The organism is Vibrio sp. T3Y01 (assembly GCF_013114525.1).
Lineage (GTDB): Bacteria > Pseudomonadota > Gammaproteobacteria > Enterobacterales > Vibrionaceae > Vibrio > Vibrio chagasii_B.
Map to the genome: position 1 here is coordinate 24,914 of NZ_VTXJ01000023.1, position 18,843 is coordinate 43,756.

An 18,843-nucleotide genomic window follows, 5' to 3' on the forward strand; every position below is an offset into this window, starting at 1 on the left:
TTAGCGGTTAATTCTCCGTTTTTTATTAATTTTTTAGGAATCATCATGCTTGAAGCGATTGCGTTTCTTATTATCGGTCTAGGTTTTTTGGTGTGGAGTGCAGATAAGCTGGTTTACGGCGCCGCAGCTCTTGCTCGCAACTTCGGTATCTCACCATTAGTTATCGGTATGACGATTCTTGCAATGGGCTCTTCAGCTCCAGAAATGATGGTTTCTGCAACCGCTGCACTTGATGGCAAAACAGATACTGCGGTCGGAAATGTTTTAGGCTCAAACATTGCCAACATTGCGCTAATTTTAGGTATCACTGCGCTTATCAAGCCGCTATCAATCAGCTCCGCTGTGATTCGCCGTGAACTACCACTCATGATTGGTGTCACTTTACTAGCTGGCGCACTGCTTTGGGATAACCACTTAGGTTTCTACGAAGGCGTATTGCTATTTGTTCTGTTCGGTGCGTTTTTGTTTGCCATGCTGCAAATCAGCCGCAGTGAGAAAAAGAACGGCGATGCGTTTCTTGATGAACAAGAATCAGAGATTCCTGAGGGCGTTAGTAACCCGAAAGCTGCAATGTGGGTAGTAATTGGTCTTATCATCCTTCCTTTAGCTGCTGATATGCTGGTTGATAATGCCGTGATCATCGCTAAGTTCTTCGGCATGAGCGACCTTGTGATTGGTTTAACCATTATCGCCGTTGGTACGAGCCTACCTGAGCTTGCTGCATCACTTGCTGGTGTAATGAAAGGCGAAGACGATATGGCCGTGGGTAACATCATTGGCTCAAACGTATTCAACATTCTGGCTGTTATGGGTATTCCAGGCATCTTAAACCCTTCGATCTTGAGCGAATTTGCGATGGGTCGTGACTTCTGGGTAATGCTAGGTGTATCTCTGCTACTTGTTGTGATGGCGCTAGGTAAATCACGCAGTGTGAATCGTATTGAAGGTGGCGTGTTAATCGTGACGTTCGTGGCTTACCAAAGCTACCTACTAATGAACATGTCGGCTTAATTGTTGACTTAACTTTCCGTACTTGGAGTATTTGATGTCTCAGCCATTTGATTATCGCAGTGTTGCCAAACAAGTTTTGGAAACCGAAGTTGCAGGTCTCACTCAATTGGACCAATATTTTAATGATGATTTTTGCAAAGCTTGCGACTTAATCCTAAACAACAAGGGTAAAGTGGTTGTGATGGGCATGGGTAAATCCGGTCATATCGGCAACAAAATCGCAGCAACGCTAGCAAGTACGGGTACATCAGCTTTCTTCGTTCACCCAGGTGAAGCGGCACACGGTGACTTAGGCATGATCGAACCGGGTGATATCGTGATTGCAATATCGAACTCAGGTGAATCAGGTGAAATTCTTAGCTTGTTTCCTGTGTTGAAGCGTTTGAACATCAAGATCATCAGCATGACAGGTAAGCCTGCATCGAATATGGCGACCTTGTCTGATATCCATTTACAAATTTCGGTGCCGGAAGAAGCGTGCCCACTAGGTTTAGCGCCAACAACCAGCACCACTGCTACCCTAGTAATGGGTGATGCATTAGCCGTTGCACTTTTACAAGCTCGAGGCTTCACGGCTCAAGACTTTGCCCTATCTCACCCAGGTGGCGCTTTAGGTCGTCAGCTACTATTGAAACTAGACGACATCATGCACACAGGCGATGCACTCCCTGTCGTTGCACCTGATGCTTTAGTAAGAGATGCTTTACTAGAGATATCTCAGAAAGGCTTGGGCATGACAGCCATCGTTGATCAAGATGGTCAAATGGCCGGTATTTTTACCGATGGTGATTTACGTCGTATCTTAGATAAACGCGTTGATATTCATAGCACTCAAATTGGCGATGTGATGACGCTAAACCCTACCGTTGCCGATCCGAACATGCTTGCGGTTGAGGGTTTAAACTTAATGCAAGCTAAAAGCATCAATGGCTTGATGCTATGCCAAGATGGCAAACTAGTTGGTGCTCTAAACATGCATGATTTATTGAAAGCTGGAGTAATGTAATGACACAGACAGTCGAAACTCTCTACGGCACTGTTGACTCAGATGTATTTGCTATCGCAAAAGACATCAAACTCCTAATTTGCGATGTAGACGGCGTATTCTCTGATGGTCGTATCTACATGGGCAACAATGGTGAAGAGCTGAAAACCTTTCACACTCGTGACGGTTACGGCATCAAATCACTGATGAACGCGGGCATTGAAATCGCAATCATCACAGGCCGTAAATCTCAGATTGTTGAAAATCGAATGACAGCTCTCGGTATCAAACTTATTTATCAAGGCCAAGACGATAAAGTTAAGGCTTACCAAGACATTTGCGATAAGCTTTCTGTTAATCCTGAGAACACTGGTTACATCGGCGATGACCTGATCGACTGGCCGGTAATGGAAAAAGTTGGCTTGAAGGTTTGTGTAGCAGATGGTCACCCGCTACTTGTACAGCGAGCAAACTATGTGACAACCATCAATGGTGGTCACGGTGCAGTACGTGAAGTCTGCGACCTTATTTTACAAGCAAGAAATGAACTCGACGTGCATAAAGGTTTAAGCATATGAGTTTTACTCGTATTATCTATTTAATACTAATATTTATTGCCTCTTGGTCGACCTACTACTTGTTCGACAAAGAGCAAACATCGACGATACAAGTGGCTCCGAATTTGGAGCTACCTGCTTTTAGCGGCAACAGCCTCAACAACATCAGTTACGATGAGTCAGGTATTCGCAGCTACCAAGTTGAATCGACGTATTTAGAACACTTCTCAGTGGTTGGCGACACGCACTTTCAAAACCCTGTTCTCTCGGTATTCCGTGAAGGGCATACGATTGAATGGCAAGTCACCGCTGATCGCGCGATTATGGATGAAAATCAGGTTGTCACTTTTTATGACAACGTTGTGGCAAAGAATCTACTGCCAGGGGCAAGCTTCGATACAATGACCACTGAAAAAATGGTGATTGAGCTGAAAAGCCGAGATTTTTATTCAGATACTCCGGTCCATATGATCGGTACATTTTTTGAAAATGAGGGTCAAGCAATAAAAGGTAACTTCGGTACCAACAATGCGACTCTCTTTAATTCTGTTCAAGGTAGATATGAAACTCTTACACCTTAGTTTATTCGCTTTGACTCTTGCGGCACCAAATGTCTACGCCCTATCTTCGGATAGCGAGCAACCTGTCTACATTGACTCAGACAGCCAGCAATTGGATATGAAAAGTAACCAAGTAACCTTCATTGGTGATGTAAACCTGAAACAAGGCAGCATCAATATCAATGCAGATAAGGTGATTGTTACCCGCAACGCCGTAAATGGTGAGATTGAAGAGATTCAAGGCTTCGGTAAACCGGCGACCTTCTCTCAACTGACTGATGATGGAAAGACGCTCTACGGTGAAGCTGACGACCTACATTACCAGCTTGTTGCTGACAAACTGATCATGACCAAGAATGCGATGCTATCTCAAGATGGCAGTATCATCCGAGGCTCTAAAATCACTTACCAGATTGGCTCTCAGAAGCTAGTCGCTGACAGTGGTGAGAACAAACGAGTATCAACGGTTTTACAACCAACGGAAGTGAATAAGTAGCCATGGCCGTTCTAAAAGCACAAAACCTAGCGAAAACATACAGCAAACGTAAAGTAGTGACTGACGTAAGCCTGCAGGTTGAGTCAGGCCAGATTGTCGGCTTGCTTGGTCCTAATGGTGCCGGTAAAACGACTTCTTTCTACATGATTGTAGGCTTAGTTGCACGTGATGAAGGTACCATCAGCATTGACGACCGAGATATCAGTATCTTACCAATGCATAGCCGTTCGCGCCTTGGTATCGGTTATCTGCCTCAAGAAGCGTCTATCTTCCGCAAGCTGTCTGTAGAGAACAACATCATGGCGGTGTTACAGACCCGTGATGAGATGACTAATGAGCAGCGTCAGGATAAGCTAGAAGACCTTCTAGAAGAGTTCCACATCCAACATATCCGTCACAGTAATGGTATGGCCCTATCGGGTGGTGAACGTCGTCGTGTTGAAATCGCTCGCGCTCTTGCAGCAAACCCTCAGTTTATCTTGCTAGACGAACCGTTTGCTGGTGTTGACCCGATCTCGGTTATCGATATCAAGAAAATCATCGAACACCTGCGCGATCGCGGTTTGGGTGTTTTGATTACCGACCACAACGTTCGTGAAACATTAGACGTGTGTGAAAAGGCCTACATCGTGAGCCAAGGACACCTGATCGCAGAGGGTACTCCTGAAGATGTTCTCAATAACGAACAAGTTAAACAAGTTTATCTAGGCGAACAATTCCGTCTATGATTATATAGAGAGTATCGAGAGTTCTAAGAATAATAACTAGGTAAGTAACACTGAATGAAACCCTCATTACAACTTAAGCTAGGCCAACAGTTAGCAATGACTCCTCAATTGCAGCAAGCGATTCGTTTGTTGCAGTTGTCTACTTTAGATTTGCAACAAGAGATCCAAGAAGCACTTGAATCTAACCCACTACTCGATGTCGAAGAAGGCAATGAAGAAACGCCATCATCGGAAGAAAAGCCTAGCAGTGACGAGAAAGAAACAGTTGAAGCCGCAGAGCAAGACTTACCTGACAGCTCAGACTTAATCGAAAAATCAGAGATTGGTAACGAACTCGAGATCGACACAACTTGGGAAGATGTCTACAGCGCAAATACAGGTAACACTGGCATTGCGATCGATGACGACATGCCTGTCTATCAAGGTGAAACCACCCAAAGCCTGCACGATTACCTACTTTGGCAACTCGACCTGACCCCCTTCACAGAAACAGACCGAAGCATTGCATTCGCGCTAATCGATGCCATCGATGACTATGGCTACCTCACCGTGTCTTGTGAAGACATCCTTGAAAACTTCGACAGTGAAGACGTAGAGCTTGATGAAATCGAAGCTGTGCGCAAAAGAATCCAACAGTTTGACCCATTGGGTGTTGGTTCACTAAATCTTCAAGATTGCTTACTGCTACAACTGGCGACTTTCCCACAAGACACACCTTGGCTTGAAGAAGCTAAGTTAGTGCTTACTAGCCATATTGACCAACTCGGTAACCGTGATTACAAACTCGTGATCAAAGAAACTAAGTTGAAGGAAGCAGAGCTACGTGAGGTTCTGCAGCTCATTCAACAACTGGACCCACGACCTGGCAGCAAGATTACGCCAGACGAAACCGAATATGTGGTTCCTGATGTGTCGGTATTTAAAGACCTAGGTAAATGGTTAGTGACCATTAACCCGGATAGTGTGCCAAAGCTGAAAGTCAATCAGCAATATGCCGACTTAGGCAGTAAAGGCAACAGCGCTGATAACCAATACATTCGCTCAAACTTGCAAGAGGCGAAATGGTTAATCAAAAGCTTAGAAAGCCGAAATGAGACGCTACTCAAAGTTGCGCGATGCATTGTTGAACATCAGCGCGATTTCTTCGAACATGGCGAAGAAGCGATGAAGCCAATGGTACTCAACGATGTTGCTTTAGCCGTTGATATGCACGAATCCACGATCTCTCGTGTGACGACTCAAAAGTTCATGCATACGCCTCGTGGCATCTTCGAACTGAAATACTTTTTCTCGAGCCATGTCAGTACTGACAATGGCGGTGAATGTTCATCGACAGCAATTCGAGCACTCATTAAGAAGCTTGTTGCGGCAGAAAATACCGCTAAGCCTCTCAGTGATAGCAAGATAGCTGCTTTACTGGCTGACCAAGGAATTCAGGTAGCTAGACGTACGATAGCGAAATACCGTGAGTCTCTGGGCATTGCCCCATCGAGTCAGCGTAAACGCCTGCTATAAGCTAATTTAATAGCTTTTTGTTTAATAGCTATTATCAGGCACCAACTGAAAAGGAAAGTCTATGCAAATCAATATTCAAGGCCATCACGTTGATCTTACCGATTCAATGCAAGACTATGTTCACACCAAATTCGACAAACTTGAGCGCTTCTTTGATCATATCAATAGTGTTCAGGTTGTATTAAAAGTTGAGAAAATCAATCAAATTGCAGAAGCGACCCTTCATGTAAATCAAGGTGAGATTCATGCAACAGCAACAGATGAAAGCATGTATGCTGCGATTGATTCATTGGTTGATAAACTCGTCCGCCAACTCAACAAGCACAAAGAAAAGCTAAGTAGTCACTAACATGCAATTAAGCGAAGTACTTTCATTGGACTGCACCAAAAGTGCAGTCCAATGCACAAGCAAAAAAAGAGCCCTTGAGCTCATCAGTCAAATCGCAGCAGAGAGCTGTGGTCAAGATTCAACAGAGCTATTTGAGTGCATGTTGAGCCGCGAGAAGATGGGCAGTACCGGTATTGGTAATGGTATCGCCATTCCTCACGCTCGTATGAATGTCAGTGATAAAGCCATCGCTGTATTGCTGCAATGCCAAGAACCGATCGAATTTGATGCGATTGATAACCGTCCTGTCGACCTACTATTTGCCTTGCTTGTTCCTAGCGAACAGTGCAAAGAGCATCTAAAAACCCTTTCTTGTATGGCAGAACGACTAAACGACAAGCAGACTCTTAAACAGCTGCGTAATGCTCAGAGCGATCAAGAGCTTTACGACATCATGATTCAAGTGCCAACTTGCGAGCAATAACATGCGATTAATCGTGGTTAGTGGCCAATCAGGGGCCGGTAAAAGTGTTGCGTTACGAGTCCTAGAAGACTTGGGGTATTACTGTGTCGATAACCTACCAGTAAACCTACTCAACAACTTTGTCGAATCGGTACGCGAAAGCAACCAAAACGTTGCGGTAAGTATTGATATACGTAACCTACCGAAAGAGCCTCAGTTAGTCACCGACACGCTCGAGCAACTCGAGTCAACTACAAACATCGATGTTGATGTATTGTTCCTCGATGCCAGCAAGCAGACACTCCTAAAGCGCTACAGCGAAACCCGCAGAATCCACCCTTTATCAATTGGCCAAGAGAAACTTTCTCTGGAGCAGGCTATTGATTTAGAAAAGACACTTCTCAGCCCTCTAGCAGAGCAAGCCTGCATTGTGATTGATAGCAGTGACTGCAACCTCTACGAGTTGAGTGAAAAAGTGCGCTTTAAAGTCGAAGGCAAAGAGAAGCAAGAACTAATCATTGTCTTTCAATCTTTCGGCTTTAAATTTGGTCTGCCAAGCGATGCCGACTACGTGTTTGATGTTCGCTTCTTGCCAAACCCTCACTGGGAACCTGACTTACGACCAATGACAGGCCTTGATGCTCCGATTCACTCCTTCCTAGAGCAGCATCAAGAAGTGATTGAACTCAAACAACAGATTCAAGGCTTTGTTGAGCAGTGGCTACCAATGTTAGAGAAAAACAATCGCAGTTACCTAACGGTAGCCATTGGTTGTACTGGTGGTAAGCACCGCTCGGTGTATCTAACGCAGAAAATTGGCGAATACTTCGAACAACTTGGTCATCAAGTTCAAATCAGACATGCCTCTTTAGAGAAGCACCAACAGGGCTAACCATGGAATTAACTCGAACTGTACTGATCCAAAACCGTTTGGGTCTTCACGCTAGAGCGGCCGTAAAGTTGGTTGAGCTTGCACAAAGCTTTGATGCCACTATCACAATTCATAGTGAAGAAGATAAAAGTGCCACCGCAGACAGCGTAATGGGACTATTGATGCTGGAGTCAGCCCAAGGCCAACACATCACGATTCAAGCTTCGGGTACTGATTCACAACAAGCACTTGATGCCGTTTGCCACCTTATCGAAGATAAATTTGATGAGGGTGAGTAGCCAAGACGCTTTACTCACAACACCGCAAACTCAAACGGTGAACCAACCTATATTAAATCTTAGTTCTACCTAAGTTTATGATTTAAATAAGCCCTAGAATTAAGTTACTATTCCAAGCATTGTAAGAATAATGAGATAGGAGGAAAATATGGCAGAGCAATTAGAATTCGACCAAGCTCACCAAACCCTCCAAGAAGTCAGCGAAGCCCTAGAAAACGGCCGATTTGTTCACGTACGCCGACAACTTCAGGACATGGAACCTGAGGATATTGCACACCTTTTAGAAGCCTCCCCTCGCAAAAGTCGTGACGTACTCTGGCAACTCACCGATCCAGAAGACTACGGTGAAATTCTTGATGAACTAAACGAAGACGTCAAAGATGCTCTTGTGTCAAAAATGGCACCAGAGACCTTGGCCGAAGCAACCGAAGGCATGGAGACCGATGACGTCGCGTACGTACTTCGAAGCCTGCCCGACGATGTATCTCGCGAAGTCCTTTCTCAAATGGACTCCGCCGATCGTGCACTAGTTGAAACCGCCCTGTCGTACCCAGAAGATTCTGCCGGTGCGATCATGAATACCGACGTAATCACGATTCGTGGTGATGTCGATGTCGATGTTGTATTGCGTTATTTACGTATGCGTGGCGAACTGCCTGATGCAACCGATGCTCTGTATGTCATTGATGAAGAAGAGCGCCTTATTGGTAACTTGTCACTGACGACACTGATTACGACTCAGCCTGATATCGCCGTTTCAGAAGTGATGGACGATGCAGATGAAGCCATCTCAGTAGAGACCAGCGCGTCGGATATCGCGAGCTTATTTGAGCGTCGTAACTGGGTTTCAGCACCGGTTGTCGATAGCAACCAACATCTCGTTGGTCGTATCACCATCGATGACGTGGTTGATGTTATCCGTGAAGATGCCGAACACTCGATGATGAGTATGGCAGGTATGGACGATGACGAAGATACCTTCGCACCGGTCGTAAAATCGGCTCGTCGTCGTAGCGTATGGCTTGGTGCTAACGTTCTAGCAGCGCTTGCTGCCGCATCTGTTTCGAACATGTTTGAAGCAACGCTCGACCAAATGGCTGCGATTGCGGTTCTGATGACGATTGTACCGTCGATGGGTGGTGTTGCTGGTAACCAAACCGTTGCTCTAGTGATTCGTGGTTTAGCACTTGGTCACATCGGTGACAGTAACAAACGCGAACTACTATTCAAAGAGGCAGCTATCGGCTTCCTCAACGGCGTTCTATGGGCCGTTATCATTGGTGGTATTGTGGTAGCTTGGAAAGGCAACTGGATACTGGGAGGCATCATCTCAGCAGCAATGATGACCAACTTGATTGTGGCAGGTATCGCTGGTGTAACCATTCCAGTGATGCTGAAGAAGATGAATATCGACCCAGCCCTAGCCGGTGGTATGGCGCTCACAACAGTAACTGATGTTATTGGCCTATCGGTGTTCTTAGGCTTAGCGACCATACTTATCTAAGTTGTCGTCATAAGTCACTTTAACTGCGAAACACTGAATACAAAAAGGGAGCCATCGGCTCCCTTTTTTAGTTCTTCAAGTTGGCGTTAAGTGAATTACTCACCTGCCACTTTCATAGACTCAAGCAGGATAGAACCCGTCTGAATTTGAGAGCGTGTTTCAACGTCGTTACCCACTGCAACGATCTGGTTGAACATGTCTTTTAGGTTACCCGCGATCGTCACTTCCGATACTGGGTATTGGATTTCTCCATTCTCAACCCAGAAACCTGCAGCGCCACGAGAATAATCGCCAGTGACAGTATTTACGCCTTGGCCCATCACTTCAGTTACGAGGAAGCCAGTACCCAACTCTTTCAGCATCTGCTCAAAGTTTTGACCTGTCGACTTAACGAACCAGTTATGAATACCACCAGCATGACCTGTCGGTGTCATATCCATTTTACGTGCTGCGTAACTCGTTAGTAGATAAGTGGCTAAAACACCGTCAGTGATGATTTCACGATCTTGAGTAAATACCCCTTCACTATCAAATGGGCTCGACGCCAAGCCACGTAAGATATGTGGGCGCTCAGAGATATTGAACCAATCTGGCAAGATTTTCTGACCTAGATGATCCAATAGGAAGGATGCTTTGCGATACAGGTTACCACCGCTGATCGCCATCACTAGGTGACCAATAAGGCCAGTCGCTACATCATTGGCGAACATGATCGGGTATTGACCTGTTGCTAGCTTTTTAGCATCTAAGCGGCTAATGGTCTTTTCTGCTGCTTCTTGACCTACGCGCTCAGGCGTCCATAGCTCATCACGGTGACGTGCAACGGTATAGCTGTAGTCACGTTCCATTTCACCATTAGCACCCTGACCAATCACGCAACAGCTCGTGCTATGACGGCTAGATGCATAACTTGCTAGCAAACCGTGGCTGTTACCATAGACCTTAACACCATAGTGGCTGTCGTAACTCGCGCCATCACTTTGTTTGATCTTGTCGCTATAAGCTAATGCTTGCTTCTCAGCAGCAATCGCAATCTCAGCGGCATAGTCTGGGTTTGGTTCATCAGGGTGAAAAAGGTCCAAGTCTGGAATCTCTTTCACCATGTATTCTTTTGCTGCAGGGCCTGCGAACGGGTCTTCTGAGGTGTACTGAGCGATATCGAGTGCAGCTGCGACTGTTTGAGCAATCGCTTTTTCACTCAGATCAGATGTAGATGCACTGCCTTTTTTCTGGCCGCGATAAACAGTAATGCCTAGCGCACCATCACTATTAAATTCAACGTTTTCCACTTCACACATGCGTGTTGAAACACTCAAACCCGTTGACTTAGTAATAGCGACCTCAGCGGCGTCGGCACTCACAGAGGCCATGTCCAACGCTTTTGCAACTGCGGCTTCTAGATCAACTCTTTGCTGGGCGACTTGCTGTTTTACATCCATATCTATTCTAATTTTGTAGGTCAATATTACGTAGGATAACAAGAATTTCGCTTTCTCCCCAAGATTCTTGCTAAAATAGGCAATATATTCGTTTGAGATAGTGACATAGGCAGAAAAGATGGCTCGCAAAAACCAAAAAGCTCCATGGGAACCAGAAGAAGAAATCATCTGGGTAAGTAAAACCGAAATGAAAACGGACATGGAAGCCCTACAGAAACTAGGGGAAGAACTTGTTACCCTAAAGCCATCAGTATTAGAGAAATTCCCTCTGTCTGAAGATTTGGCACTCGCGATTAAAGACGCACAACGCTTTAAGAACGAAGCAAAACGTCGCCAGCTTCAATACATTGGTAAGATCATGCGTAACATCGACCCAGAGCCGATTCAAGCGGCTTTGGACAAGGTACGTAACAAGCACTCACAAGCAACAGCTGAGCTACACAAGCTTGAGCAACTGCGTGACCGTATCGTTGAAGAAGGTGATGCTGCTATTTCAGAAGTCATGGAAATGTATCCTGAAGCAGACCGTCAACGTCTTCGCCAATTAGCACGTCAAGCTAACAAAGAGAAGAAAGCAAACAAGCCAGCAAAGGCTTTCCGTGAGATCTTCCAAATTCTGAAAGAGCTAAAGCAAGACGATTAATTGGCTTTAGCTTTACGGGTTATCAAAAACTAAAAGACCTAGCACACGCTAGGTCTTTTTTATTCATTGAACCATTTACGCTACTCGCCAGCTCTAACAAACGAGCTGAGCTCTGGCTGAGGGTGGTCGACAGTGAGTACCTCAATTGAATCCTCAACCAATACCTTCCCCAAAGCAACGAACACAAATTTATTCGCAATGCTACGCGCATCACCTAAATGGTGCGTCACCATCAAAACCGTAATATTTCGCTCTGCCGCTAATCGCTTCACTAAGCTAAGCATCTCTTCTCGCAGCAAAGGATCAAGCGCAGAGAAAGGTTCATCAAGCAGCCAAATATCATGAGGCTGAACGAAACAACGCGCTAAGGCGACACGTTGGCGTTGACCGCCTGATAAGTGCTCAGGCAGTCTATCCAAATACTCAGCAACACCAACTTGCGCTGCGGCTTGTTCCACAGATTGCTTTTGGGTTGCGGTAAGCTTTAACCCAGGATGCAACCCTAAACCAATATTTTCACGTACCGTGAGGTGAGCAAATAGGTTGTGTTCTTGAAACAGCATTGCCAAAGGTCGCTGATGTGCTTCTTTGCCAATAAGCGACTGGCCAGCCACTGAAATCTCACCCGATGTTGGCTCAATAAACCCAGCAACCAATGCGAGTAGCGTTGATTTACCCGCACCACTTGGCCCCATCAGAGCAACAATATCACCCTGATCGGCTTGGAAATCAAAACTAAACAACTCTTGGTGATAGTGGTAATCCACATCTTTCATCACTAACATCATAGGTTCCTTAACTCTTTAGCTTTGAGCTTCGAGTAAACAAAAATTCAATCAGACTAAAGCTGCCAACACTCAGTAACAGCAAACTCACTGACACCACAGCAGCCGCTTCCATTTGATAGCTACCTAATAATTGGAATAGATACAAAGGCAAGGTTCTAAAGTCTTGGCTACCAAACAAGGCAATCGCGCTCAGATCGCCCATCGCCAACATAAAACTGATTGAGAAAGCCTGCGCCATCGGTTTACGCAATGCACGCCACTCCACTAACCTAAAGCGGGTAAAGCCAGTCATACCCAAACTGGCACACACATATTGATATTGCTGAGACAGATGCAACATAGGTTGGGCAAGCGTCTTAATCACATAAGGCAGCGCCATTAGGCTATTTACGGCAATCACAATAAAGAAAGCCAAGCTGAACACATCGGTAAATGAACGTAGCAATAAGAAGATACCTGTGCTGATCACTAATCCCGGCGTCACCAAGATAATAGTGCCGATCAGCTCGATTTTATCGGCTCTGATCGTCTTGTTTTGCAAGCGCCATGCTCGGCTCGTGAGCAATATAGCGATACCTATGCCAACAGCAATAACACTCGCCAATAAAGCGACTCTCACCGACGTCATCAGCGCCGCCCAAAATGGCTCACTGCTGAGCACTGTCAAGGCTTGAGCGTTAATACCACTAACAAGCACCATCAACAGTGGCGGTAATACGAGTATTGATACCATGATGATCCAAAAGCTATCCCAAGCTTTTGACCACCAGCTGTCTTTAACCAAATACTTCTCTTCCGACAGCTGACTCGCCGTCACTGAGATCGGCTTAGATAGGCGCTGAATACTCACCGCTAACACGCCACATAACAGCATTTGCCATATCGCCAGCAAAGCCCCCGCTTGCAGATCAAAGTCGAATTTAATCGCCTGATAAATAGCGAGCTCGATAGTGGTTGATTTAGGTCCACCGCCCAGCGCCATCACAGTTGCAAAGCTGGTAAAGCACAGCATGAAGACTAAGCCACATACATGGGGTAGCTGTTGTCTTAAGCGAGGCCATTCAACCCATTTGAATTTATTCCAATGACTCATACCTAAATGCGCACACAACTTGTGCTGCTCAGCAGGCACGGTATCTAAGGCTTGCAGAAGTAAGCGACTAGCATAAGGCAGGTTGAAGAAGACGTGTGCCAACAAAATACCATTCAGGCCATAAATCGAGAATGGGAGCTCAATGTCGAAGTTCGCCAAGGATTTAGCTAACCACCCACTGTTGCCGTAAATCGCTAACAAACCGAATACACCGACCAACACAGGCAGAACTAAGGTCGACGCAAACAGCCTTAACAGTAGTGCTCGCCCAAAAAACTGTCTGCGACACAGGGCGTGTGCAATAGGTATAGCAAAGCCAACACTCAGCACCGTTGAGAGTGTCGCTTGATAAAAACTGAACTTCGTTACATGCCAATAGTAGGGATCGGACCATACTTGGCTGATATCAAGAGAAGGGGCATTGCTAAGCAATGCCCCTACTGCTGAAACCACGAAGGCGGTAATGAGTATCGCAACCCAAATACCGACCTTAGGCGTTTTCTTTATCATAAATTGATTTTTACCGTAAAAAGTCCATTCCAAACATAAAGAATGGCTTTAAATACAGGTCGTTCATTCTTTTAAAAGTAAATTAAAAAGTAAGCGCACTCTGCCATTCACGAATCCAAGGCTTACGCTTCTCGGCGATCTCTTCAGAACTAAAGCTTAACGCTTGCTGAGGTACCGTCAGTTGTTCGAAACCTTTAGGAAGCTCAACATCTGTCACTGGGTACATCCAGTTGCCTGTTGGCATCGCCGATTGGAAGTCATCACTTAGGATAAACGCCATAAACTCATCAGCAAGCTTTTCATTCTTACTGCCTTTGACCTTTGCAGCCACTTCCACTTGAGTGTAATGCCCCTCTTCAAAGTTCGCAGCAGCATACTTAGAATCGTTCTCCGCAATGATGTGGTAAGCCGGAGAAGTGGTGTATGACAATACTAAATCAGATTCACCCTCTAGGAACATAGAGTAAGCTTCAGACCAGCCTTTAGTTACCGTCACCGTTTTTTGAGCTAGCTTCTTCCACGCCGCTGTCGCTTCATCACCGTATACCGATTTCATCCAAAGCATCATGCCTTGCCCAGGTGTTGATGTACGTGGATCTTGGTAGATAACCTTCAGGTCTTCACGTTGCTCAACCAACTCTTTCAGACTTTTCGGTGGGTTTGCTAGCTTCTCTGTGTTGTAGACAAAAGCGAAGTAGCCAAAGTCGTACGGGACAAATGTATTATCTTCCCAACCATTTGGCAGTGTTACTGATGATGTATCAACATTATGCTCAGCTAGTAAGCCGGTCGCTTTCGCTTCAGCCATGAGGTTGTTATCTAAGCCCAATACAATGTCAGCCTTGCTGTTACCGCCCTCAAGACGCAAGCGGTTAAGAATAGACACGCCATCTTCAAGCGCGACAAAATTCACATCACAGCCACACTTTTCTTCAAACGCTTTCTCTACGGCAGGACGAGGGCCCCAATCCGCAGCAAAAGAGTCATAGGTGTAGACGGTTAACGTATCGTCTGCAGCAAAGGCAGAAAAAGAGATAGCTGTAGTAACAGCAAGGGTAGTTAATGTGAATTTCACTGGACGCTCTCCATGGTCTGAGCGGCACAGGTTTGAGGGAGGATAACGATAGAGGTTGTTCCTAACTCAATTCCTACGCCAGCATTATCTGGTTCAGGTTTACGGGTCCCAAGCACCTGCTTGATCTCAGCTCGCATTCATTATTTGAATGGTTTGCTCCCCGATGAGTGTCCGAAATTGTAATTCGATTTTTAACAATAAGCTATCAAGTTTGGATCAATTACGTTGATCGTAGCCCCATCTAGGCACTAAACCTTGCTCAATACCAAGATGGTCGAGAATGCGCGCCACCATAAAATCGATCAAATCTTCTATTGACTTAGGTTGGTGATAAAACCCCGGAGCGGCTGGCATGATGGTTACACCCATCGTCGATAACTTGTGCATGTTCTCTAGATGTAGCGTTGAGAATGGCGTTTCACGAACCACCAATAACAGCTGGCCTCGCTCTTTCATCACCACATCTGCTGCGCGCTCAATCAGGTTATCCGATAACCCATGAGCAATGGATGCTAAACTGCCCGCAGAACATGGGCAGACCACCATCTGCTTCGGCGCTGCAGAACCTGATGCAACTGGAGAGAACCAGTCATCTTTGCCGCATACCACCAGCTTTTCTGGATCGCAGCCCAAGTGCTTAACCAAGGCTTGCTTTGCCGCATCTGGCCCAGCAGGTAACTTAAGCTCATGCTCAGTAGCCAACACCACTCGCGCTGCCGACGAGATCAACAGATAGACCTGATAGTCTGCTGCCAACAAGCATTCAAGCAAGCGCAGTCCGTAAGGCGCACCAGATGCGCCAGTAAAAGCAAGAGTTATCGCTTTATCGTGTTTTGTCATGTTCTCAGTTACTTCAATTATAAAGTAGTGGACTGGGTTAACCTTTAAGAGCTAACGCGTCCAACAATTTCTGGTGAATACCACCAAAGCCACCATTACTCATTACCAGAATTTGGTCGCCCGCTTGCGCCTCTGAAACAATTTTAGCAACAAATACGTCCATATCGTCACTAACATGTGCAGGCTGATGACAAGCATCTGCGACATCCTGCACCGACCAATCAATGTTGTCCGGTTGGAATAAGTAGGTGGAATCCGCTTGTTTAAGCGAATCAGCCAAGGTTTCTTTATGCACACCACGTTTCATGGTAGCGGAACGAGACTCTAAAACGGCAATGATTTTTTTCGAGTCGACCTTATTACGTAAGCCGCCGAGCGTAAGTTCAATCGCCGTTGGGTGATGAGCAAAATCATCATAAACAGACACACCAGCTACCTCGCCTTTAAACTCTAGACGACGTTTAGTATTGATGAATTTCGCCAACGATTCACACGCTAAATCTGGTGTCACACCCACATGCCTTGCCGCAGCAATCGCCATAAGAGCATTGTTGACATTATGATCACCAACCAAGTCCCAATCTACCGTACCAACACATTCGCCTTGGAAGTAGACCTCAAATTTAGAGCCATCTTTAACTAGCTTTTTGGCATCCCAATCGCCAGCTTCGCCACTCGATTCTGTCTCACTCCAACAGCCACGAGATAGAACATCTTGAATAGCGGTATCCTGCTTGGGTGAGAAAATACGACCATTGCCTGGCACAGTTCGCACTAAATGATGGAATTGACGCTTGATCGCTTCAAGATCGTCAAAAATGTCGGCATGATCGAACTCAAGGTTATTCATTACTAAGGTTCTTGGATGGTAATGAACGAACTTAGAGCGTTTGTCGAAAAAAGCACTGTCGTATTCGTCGGCTTCTACCACAAAGAACATGCTGTCACCTAAGCGAGCAGAGATACCAAAGTTACCCAATACCCCACCAACTAAAAAGCCTGGCGCATAACCGCAGTCTTCTAAGATCCAAGCCAGCATGCTGGAAGTTGTGGTTTTACCATGAGTACCGGACACCGCAAGAACCCAGCGGTCGTGCAGCAAGAACTCTTGCAACCATTGTGGACCAGATGTGTATCTAAGGTTGTTATCCAAGACATACTCAACACATGGGTTGCCACGACTCATCGCATTACCAATAACCACCAGGTCAGGCCTAGGCTCTAATTGGCTTGGGTCGAACCCTTCAATAATTTCAATCCCTTGCGACTCCAACAACGTGCTCATTGGAGGATAAACATTCGCGTCACTACCGGTAACCTTGTGACCTAATTGACGAGCCAATACCGCAGCACCGCCCATGAAGGTGCCACAAATTCCTAAGATATGAATATGCATAAATTGCTTCCAAACGCTTGGCTAATATAAACAGTGCCTAATTAAAACGGCTTGTACTCATTATCATTAAATGAAAATTAAAAGCGAGCGGCAATGCAAAACAAATTGAGTCGACATAGTAAGTGAGATCTGTGTCGCTTAGTTCATTACCATTAAAAAGATCTAAGCCTTAGAATTTAGGTAAGCGTCTAGATGAATAAAGCCCACTTAAGAGGCAAATTCTATGGTGCTCAAATCCCCCCTAATATTCAGAGAAGTTTAAGGAAATAACATGTCTGAGATGCGCACCCTTGGTGAGTTCATTGTTGAGAAACAGAGTGACTTCCCCCATGCAAGTGGTGATCTATCATCCCTTTTGTCATCAATTCGTCTTGCTGCAAAAATTGTTAACCGTGAAATCAACAAAGCAGGTCTTGTCGACATTACTGGCGCTGTTGGTACAGACAACGTTCAAGGTGAAGAGCAGCAGAAGCTAGACCTTTATGCGAACGACAAATTTAAAGCGGCTCTAGAAGCTCGTGACCAAGTTTGTGGTGTAGCAAGTGAAGAGGAAGACGAAGCGGTTGCCTTCAATAAAGAGCTCAACAAAAACGCAAAATACGTCGTGTTGATGGACCCACTTGATGGTTCATCAAATATCGATGTAAATGTATCGGTTGGTACGATTTTCTCTATCTACCGCCGTGTCTCTCCAATCGGAACACCACCGACTCAAGAAGACTTCCTGCAACCAGGTCACAAACAGGTAGCTGCCGGTTACGTAATTTACGGTTCTTCAACCATGCTGGTTTACACAACTGGTGCTGGCGTAAATGGTTTCACCTACGATCCATCTCTGGGTACTTTCTGTCTATCTCATGAAAACATGATGATTCCAGACGAAGGCAAGATCTACTCGATCAACGAAGGTAACTACATCCGCTTCCCAACCGGTGTTAAGAAGTACATCAAATACTGTCAGGAAAGCGAGCCAAGCGATAACCGCCCTTACACGTCACGTTACATTGGTTCTCTTGTGTCTGATTTCCACCGTAACTTGCTAAAAGGCGGCATCTACTTGTACCCAAGTACAGAGAGCCACCCTCAAGGTAAATTGCGTTTGCTTTATGAATGCAACCCTATTGCTTTCCTTATGGAGCAAGCTGGCGGTATTGCATCAGACGGTGCACAACGTATTATGGATATCAAACCAACTGAGCTACACCAACGTGTGCCTTTCTTTGTTGGTTCAACAAAAATGGTACGTAAAGTAGAAGAGTTTCTTGAGCTGAACCCTGAGTAACCCTCTCATTTCATTCTCAAACTAACGCCATTAAAAAAGCCAGCACTTCAGTGCTGGCTTTTTGTTGTCTCGTAAGGTGATTAACTAGTTAGGAATCATTGTTCCGCTGACACCAGTCACCCGAAAGTATTTCTTTATTAGCTGTTAGATCAAGCTGATACAAATATACCCATGCTAACCCAAATATAGTCTCTATTTGGTCGCGACGATACTCGACAGGCACATCTTCTAGCCGATCGAGCGACGCCAAGACTTCATCGTTAATCATATAGACTTCCCCAGCAACACTTTTCTTTCCAAAAATCATCGCGGGATAGGCATCTAGGTCAAAAAGAGCGTATTCCTCAGGAGTATCAAATCGCCCAAGTAAATCACAGCCCTTCAAATAATGATGATTCGATTGACCCTGTCTCAAGGTTCCATAAACAAAAACAAGATGCTTCATAACCCCCCCACAAGC

General features: G+C 45.5%; 21 protein-coding genes and 1 riboswitch. Of the genes, 14 read left to right on the forward strand and 7 right to left on the reverse strand.

Annotation, left to right across the window (positions count from 1 at the left end):
- The first annotated feature begins 45 nt into the window (after nucleotides 1-45).
- From F0232_RS20145 to mgtE, 12 genes are all read left to right on the forward strand, one after another.
- Nucleotides 46-1,011: a calcium/sodium antiporter gene (locus F0232_RS20145; RefSeq protein ID WP_008220425.1), complete on the forward strand. Its 966-nt coding sequence runs from the start codon at nucleotides 46-48 to the stop codon at nucleotides 1,009-1,011.
- Nucleotides 1,012-1,045: 34 nt separating this feature from the next.
- Nucleotides 1,046-2,017: an arabinose-5-phosphate isomerase KdsD gene (kdsD, locus tag F0232_RS20150; RefSeq protein WP_008220426.1), complete on the forward strand. Its 972-nt coding sequence runs from the start codon at nucleotides 1,046-1,048 to the stop codon at nucleotides 2,015-2,017.
- Nucleotides 2,017-2,574, forward strand: a complete 558-nt coding sequence (kdsC, locus tag F0232_RS20155) for a 3-deoxy-manno-octulosonate-8-phosphatase KdsC (protein WP_102425640.1) — start codon at nucleotides 2,017-2,019, stop codon at nucleotides 2,572-2,574. The genes kdsD and kdsC overlap by 1 nt, the downstream gene beginning before the upstream one ends.
- Nucleotides 2,571-3,134: an LPS export ABC transporter periplasmic protein LptC gene (gene lptC / locus F0232_RS20160; RefSeq protein WP_008220430.1), complete on the forward strand. Its 564-nt coding sequence runs from the start codon at nucleotides 2,571-2,573 to the stop codon at nucleotides 3,132-3,134. The genes kdsC and lptC overlap by 4 nt, the downstream gene beginning before the upstream one ends.
- Nucleotides 3,115-3,609 carry a lipopolysaccharide transport periplasmic protein LptA gene (gene lptA / locus F0232_RS20165; RefSeq protein WP_004738701.1) on the forward strand — a complete coding sequence of 165 codons (495 nt, stop codon included), beginning with the start codon at nucleotides 3,115-3,117 and terminating at the stop codon, nucleotides 3,607-3,609. Before lptC ends, lptA begins: the two co-directional genes overlap by 20 nt.
- Before the next feature lie 2 nt (nucleotides 3,610-3,611).
- Nucleotides 3,612-4,337, forward strand: a complete 726-nt coding sequence (lptB, locus tag F0232_RS20170; protein WP_004738702.1) for an LPS export ABC transporter ATP-binding protein — start codon at nucleotides 3,612-3,614, stop codon at nucleotides 4,335-4,337.
- Nucleotides 4,338-4,391: 54 nt separating this feature from the next.
- The gene (locus F0232_RS20175; RefSeq protein ID WP_105025877.1) at nucleotides 4,392-5,852 is read left to right on the forward strand and encodes an RNA polymerase factor sigma-54; all 1,461 of its coding nucleotides are present in this window, start codon (nucleotides 4,392-4,394) and stop codon (nucleotides 5,850-5,852) included.
- Between the two features lie 61 nt (nucleotides 5,853-5,913).
- On the forward strand, nucleotides 5,914-6,201 hold the full coding sequence (hpf, locus tag F0232_RS20180; RefSeq protein WP_008220435.1) for a ribosome hibernation promoting factor: 288 nt from the start codon (nucleotides 5,914-5,916) through the stop codon (nucleotides 6,199-6,201).
- A gap of 1 nt (nucleotide 6,202) precedes the next feature.
- Entirely contained in the window at nucleotides 6,203-6,664 is a 462-nt protein-coding gene (gene ptsN, locus F0232_RS20185; RefSeq protein ID WP_017107765.1) for a PTS IIA-like nitrogen regulatory protein PtsN, read from the forward strand.
- Between the two features lies 1 nt (nucleotide 6,665).
- Nucleotides 6,666-7,535 (forward strand): RNase adapter RapZ, encoded by an 870-nt coding sequence (gene rapZ / locus F0232_RS20190; protein WP_105057616.1) that lies wholly within the window; start codon nucleotides 6,666-6,668, stop codon nucleotides 7,533-7,535.
- Nucleotides 7,536-7,537: 2 nt separating this feature from the next.
- On the forward strand, nucleotides 7,538-7,813 hold the full coding sequence (locus tag F0232_RS20195) for an HPr family phosphocarrier protein (RefSeq protein WP_008220439.1): 276 nt from the start codon (nucleotides 7,538-7,540) through the stop codon (nucleotides 7,811-7,813).
- A gap of 148 nt (nucleotides 7,814-7,961) precedes the next feature.
- Nucleotides 7,962-9,317 carry a magnesium transporter gene (gene mgtE / locus F0232_RS20200; protein WP_004738711.1) on the forward strand — a complete coding sequence of 452 codons (1,356 nt, stop codon included), beginning with the start codon at nucleotides 7,962-7,964 and terminating at the stop codon, nucleotides 9,315-9,317.
- Nucleotides 9,318-9,412: 95 nt separating this feature from the next.
- On the opposite strand, the gene pmbA is transcribed toward mgtE, so the two are convergent.
- Nucleotides 9,413-10,756: a metalloprotease PmbA gene (gene pmbA, locus F0232_RS20205; protein WP_105057617.1), complete on the reverse strand. Its 1,344-nt coding sequence runs from the start codon at nucleotides 10,754-10,756 to the stop codon at nucleotides 9,413-9,415.
- A 118-nt stretch (nucleotides 10,757-10,874) separates the two neighbouring features.
- On the opposite strand from pmbA, the gene yjgA reads away from it, so the two are divergent.
- On the forward strand, nucleotides 10,875-11,399 hold the full coding sequence (gene yjgA / locus F0232_RS20210) for a ribosome biogenesis factor YjgA (RefSeq protein ID WP_008220444.1): 525 nt from the start codon (nucleotides 10,875-10,877) through the stop codon (nucleotides 11,397-11,399).
- Nucleotides 11,400-11,479: 80 nt separating this feature from the next.
- On the opposite strand, the gene thiQ is transcribed toward yjgA, so the two are convergent.
- The 5 genes from thiQ to mpl form a co-directional block, all read right to left on the reverse strand.
- On the reverse strand, nucleotides 11,480-12,184 hold the full coding sequence (gene thiQ, locus F0232_RS20215) for a thiamine ABC transporter ATP-binding protein (protein WP_105057618.1): 705 nt from the start codon (nucleotides 12,182-12,184) through the stop codon (nucleotides 11,480-11,482).
- Nucleotides 12,185-12,194: 10 nt separating this feature from the next.
- Entirely contained in the window at nucleotides 12,195-13,790 is a 1,596-nt protein-coding gene (gene thiP, locus F0232_RS20220) for a thiamine/thiamine pyrophosphate ABC transporter permease ThiP (RefSeq protein ID WP_171750961.1), read from the reverse strand.
- A gap of 82 nt (nucleotides 13,791-13,872) precedes the next feature.
- Nucleotides 13,873-14,865 (reverse strand): thiamine ABC transporter substrate binding subunit, encoded by a 993-nt coding sequence (thiB, locus tag F0232_RS20225; RefSeq protein ID WP_105057619.1) that lies wholly within the window; start codon nucleotides 14,863-14,865, stop codon nucleotides 13,873-13,875.
- 53 nt (nucleotides 14,866-14,918) lie between these two features.
- A riboswitch (TPP riboswitch) is annotated at nucleotides 14,919-15,038 on the reverse strand.
- A 43-nt stretch (nucleotides 15,039-15,081) separates the two neighbouring features.
- Complete coding sequence (locus F0232_RS20230; protein ID WP_105057620.1) at nucleotides 15,082-15,705, reverse strand: flavin prenyltransferase UbiX; 624 nt, start codon at nucleotides 15,703-15,705, stop codon at nucleotides 15,082-15,084.
- Nucleotides 15,706-15,742: 37 nt separating this feature from the next.
- Nucleotides 15,743-17,101, reverse strand: coding sequence for a UDP-N-acetylmuramate:L-alanyl-gamma-D-glutamyl-meso-diaminopimelate ligase (gene mpl / locus F0232_RS20235; protein ID WP_171750962.1), 1,359 nt, complete (start codon nucleotides 17,099-17,101; stop codon nucleotides 15,743-15,745).
- A 271-nt stretch (nucleotides 17,102-17,372) separates the two neighbouring features.
- On the opposite strand from mpl, the gene fbp reads away from it, so the two are divergent.
- Entirely contained in the window at nucleotides 17,373-18,383 is a 1,011-nt protein-coding gene (fbp, locus tag F0232_RS20240) for a class 1 fructose-bisphosphatase (protein WP_008220458.1), read from the forward strand.
- Between the two features lie 88 nt (nucleotides 18,384-18,471).
- Here the strand turns inward: fbp and F0232_RS20245 are convergent, their stop codons facing one another.
- Complete coding sequence (locus F0232_RS20245; RefSeq protein WP_105057866.1) at nucleotides 18,472-18,828, reverse strand: gamma-glutamylcyclotransferase; 357 nt, start codon at nucleotides 18,826-18,828, stop codon at nucleotides 18,472-18,474.
- Nucleotides 18,829-18,843: the final 15 nt, after the last annotated feature.

What these genes read in the sequence shown, in the direction of transcription:
- lptC (WP_008220430.1), top strand. Translation starts at nt 2,571, where the DNA reads ATGAGTTTTACTCGTATTATCTATTTAATACTAATATTTATTGCCTCT.
- pmbA (WP_105057617.1), bottom strand. Translation starts at nt 10,756, where the DNA reads ATGGATGTAAAACAGCAAGTCGCCCAGCAAAGAGTTGATCTAGAAGCC.
- lptA (WP_004738701.1), top strand. Translation starts at nt 3,115, where the DNA reads ATGAAACTCTTACACCTTAGTTTATTCGCTTTGACTCTTGCGGCACCA.
- F0232_RS20175 (WP_105025877.1), top strand. Translation starts at nt 4,392, where the DNA reads ATGAAACCCTCATTACAACTTAAGCTAGGCCAACAGTTAGCAATGACT.
- rapZ (WP_105057616.1), top strand. Translation starts at nt 6,666, where the DNA reads ATGCGATTAATCGTGGTTAGTGGCCAATCAGGGGCCGGTAAAAGTGTT.
- F0232_RS20145 (WP_008220425.1), top strand. Translation starts at nt 46, where the DNA reads ATGCTTGAAGCGATTGCGTTTCTTATTATCGGTCTAGGTTTTTTGGTG.
- mpl (WP_171750962.1), bottom strand. Translation starts at nt 17,101, where the DNA reads ATGCATATTCATATCTTAGGAATTTGTGGCACCTTCATGGGCGGTGCT.
- F0232_RS20230 (WP_105057620.1), bottom strand. Translation starts at nt 15,705, where the DNA reads ATGACAAAACACGATAAAGCGATAACTCTTGCTTTTACTGGCGCATCT.
- yjgA (WP_008220444.1), top strand. Translation starts at nt 10,875, where the DNA reads ATGGCTCGCAAAAACCAAAAAGCTCCATGGGAACCAGAAGAAGAAATC.
- ptsN (WP_017107765.1), top strand. Translation starts at nt 6,203, where the DNA reads ATGCAATTAAGCGAAGTACTTTCATTGGACTGCACCAAAAGTGCAGTC.
- hpf (WP_008220435.1), top strand. Translation starts at nt 5,914, where the DNA reads ATGCAAATCAATATTCAAGGCCATCACGTTGATCTTACCGATTCAATG.
- kdsD (WP_008220426.1), top strand. Translation starts at nt 1,046, where the DNA reads ATGTCTCAGCCATTTGATTATCGCAGTGTTGCCAAACAAGTTTTGGAA.
- kdsC (WP_102425640.1), top strand. Translation starts at nt 2,017, where the DNA reads ATGACACAGACAGTCGAAACTCTCTACGGCACTGTTGACTCAGATGTA.
- F0232_RS20245 (WP_105057866.1), bottom strand. Translation starts at nt 18,828, where the DNA reads ATGAAGCATCTTGTTTTTGTTTATGGAACCTTGAGACAGGGTCAATCG.
- thiQ (WP_105057618.1), bottom strand. Translation starts at nt 12,184, where the DNA reads ATGTTAGTGATGAAAGATGTGGATTACCACTATCACCAAGAGTTGTTT.
- fbp (WP_008220458.1), top strand. Translation starts at nt 17,373, where the DNA reads ATGTCTGAGATGCGCACCCTTGGTGAGTTCATTGTTGAGAAACAGAGT.
- thiP (WP_171750961.1), bottom strand. Translation starts at nt 13,790, where the DNA reads ATGATAAAGAAAACGCCTAAGGTCGGTATTTGGGTTGCGATACTCATT.
- lptB (WP_004738702.1), top strand. Translation starts at nt 3,612, where the DNA reads ATGGCCGTTCTAAAAGCACAAAACCTAGCGAAAACATACAGCAAACGT.
- F0232_RS20195 (WP_008220439.1), top strand. Translation starts at nt 7,538, where the DNA reads ATGGAATTAACTCGAACTGTACTGATCCAAAACCGTTTGGGTCTTCAC.
- mgtE (WP_004738711.1), top strand. Translation starts at nt 7,962, where the DNA reads ATGGCAGAGCAATTAGAATTCGACCAAGCTCACCAAACCCTCCAAGAA.